General features: G+C 46.8%; 3 protein-coding genes. All 3 read left to right on the top strand.

Going from position 1 to position 1632, the window contains the following annotated elements; all coding sequences use genetic code 11:
• Nucleotides 1-139: 139 nt before the first annotated feature.
• From QUB08_RS31845 to QUB08_RS31835, 3 genes are read left to right on the top strand one after another with little or no spacing between them, the layout of a single operon-like run.
• Nucleotides 140-409 (top strand): hypothetical protein, encoded by a 270-nt coding sequence (locus tag QUB08_RS31845; protein WP_333230278.1) that lies wholly within the window; start codon nt 140-142, stop codon nt 407-409.
• Nucleotides 399-1343: a fused MFS/spermidine synthase gene (locus tag QUB08_RS31840; RefSeq protein ID WP_190662030.1), complete on the top strand. Its 945-nt coding sequence runs from the start codon at nt 399-401 to the stop codon at nt 1341-1343. Before QUB08_RS31845 ends, QUB08_RS31840 begins: the two co-directional genes overlap by 11 nt.
• Nucleotides 1344-1382: 39 nt before the next feature.
• Nucleotides 1383-1553, top strand: coding sequence for a YqaE/Pmp3 family membrane protein (locus QUB08_RS31835; RefSeq protein ID WP_333230276.1), 171 nt, complete (start codon nt 1383-1385; stop codon nt 1551-1553).
• Nucleotides 1554-1632: the final 79 nt, after the last annotated feature.

The raw sequence follows: 1632 nt of genomic DNA, 5'->3' as shown, positions 1-1632 counted from the left end.
GGCACAGATATTTTTCCTACAGTGAAGGTATGAAAATCCTTAGTCATCAAAGCCAGAACTGCGGAATGTGGGTTATAAAGGCGGGCCCAGCTCGAAAAATTGCCCAATTCAGACAACCTTTGTACAAAACCCGCTGGCAATGCAAAGCGAAAATATTAAATGTGAGTGCGATCAACCGGGGGCGACGGGAAAAGTGCGATCGACGGCGCGCGCGATCGCCCACAAGCAATCTCAACTAACAAGCCAATTCCTCTCTCCCAGAACGCAATCACACTATACCATTGCTGAGAAATCTCACTCCCATGTGTCGATCGTACTCACACAGCCGCACCATTTTGTGCTAAGAACTACTACTTGTGACAACATCGACACAGCAGTTTATATTTGGAGAGTAATTGATGTCAGGTAGCGAAGTTCGTGCAGACTTTTGGATGAGCGAGTACATTACCCCTTGGGATATTTACGTTCACGGCGTCATCGCGGTGCTCGCTTACAAGAAAACTGCCTATCAAGAAATGTACGTAGTTCAGACCGGTACTTACGGCAAAGGCTTAGTTTTAGACGGTAAGTGGCAATCTTGTACAGGCGACGAGTTTCTGTACCACGAACCCCTGGTACACCCAGCCATGATTTGTCACGGTTCACCCAAAAAAGTCCTCGTTCTCGGCGGCGGAGAAGGAGCTACAATTAGAGAAGTGCTGCGCTGGAAAACAGTTGAAAAAGTCGTGATGATCGACATTGACGGCGAAGTAGTAGAAGCTTGCCGCGAACACCTGCCCGAAATGCACCAAAACGCCTTTGATGACCCCCGCTGCGAAGTAGTAATCGGCGATGCTTTGGACTATTTAGATAAAACTGACAATGATTGGGATATAGTCATTTCTGACTTGTCCGATCCCATTGAAGAAGGCCCATCTTTCCAGTTGTTTACCAAGGAGTATTTTGAGAAAGTTCGCAGCGTAATGTCACCTAACGGATATTTCGTAGTGCAAGCGGGCCCCGTTTCTCCTGCAGAAATGAAAATGCACGCTCGCATTGTAAATACCCTGAAATCTGTTTTCTCCAACGTTCAATCCTGCACCAGCTTTATTTCTACTTATGGAGCTCCTTGGGGTTTTGCCGTAGCTTCTAATCAAGAAATAAATACGCGGCCAGATCCCGAAGCTACTGACAAATTACTCGCCGAGAAAACAACTGGCGGGTTGCGGATGTTCGACGGAATTACACTGTTGGGGTTGATGCAAGTTCCCGGTCACTTGCGCCAGGTAATCGCCGCTGAAACCGAAGTTTACACTATGGCAGCACCGCCTAAGTTTTTCGGGAAAGGCTCTGTCAGTCAGTGAAGTTAAATTGAAAGAGAAAACTCGTTGGGAGTAACTGAGATGAGCAATTTAATTCGCATAGTCGCTGCAATTTTTGTTCCCCCTCTGGGCGTATTTATGACTGTCGGCATCGGCAGAGATTTTTGGATCAACCTGGTTCTAAGCTGTTTTTTCTTGTTTCCGGGTACGATCCACGCCATTTGGGTGATTGCCAAGAACGATCGAGGTTAATCTCCTGTAGATACTGTCTTGACCTGTCAAGGGGTAGCAGTCAAATAATTGGGGTCGAAAGGCTTTTGGGACTTTAAAA

The sequence above is a fragment of the Microcoleus sp. BR0-C5 genome (assembly GCF_036705045.1).
GTDB lineage: Bacteria > Cyanobacteriota > Cyanobacteriia > Cyanobacteriales > Microcoleaceae > Microcoleus.
Note: the sequence above shows the minus strand (reverse complement) of the source record. Positions and strands in the feature narration are given on the sequence as shown.

What these genes read in the sequence shown, in the direction of transcription:
- QUB08_RS31835 (WP_333230276.1), top strand. Translation starts at nt 1,383, where the DNA reads ATGAGCAATTTAATTCGCATAGTCGCTGCAATTTTTGTTCCCCCTCTG.
- QUB08_RS31845 (WP_333230278.1), top strand. Translation starts at nt 140, where the DNA reads ATGCAAAGCGAAAATATTAAATGTGAGTGCGATCAACCGGGGGCGACG.
- QUB08_RS31840 (WP_190662030.1), top strand. Translation starts at nt 399, where the DNA reads ATGTCAGGTAGCGAAGTTCGTGCAGACTTTTGGATGAGCGAGTACATT.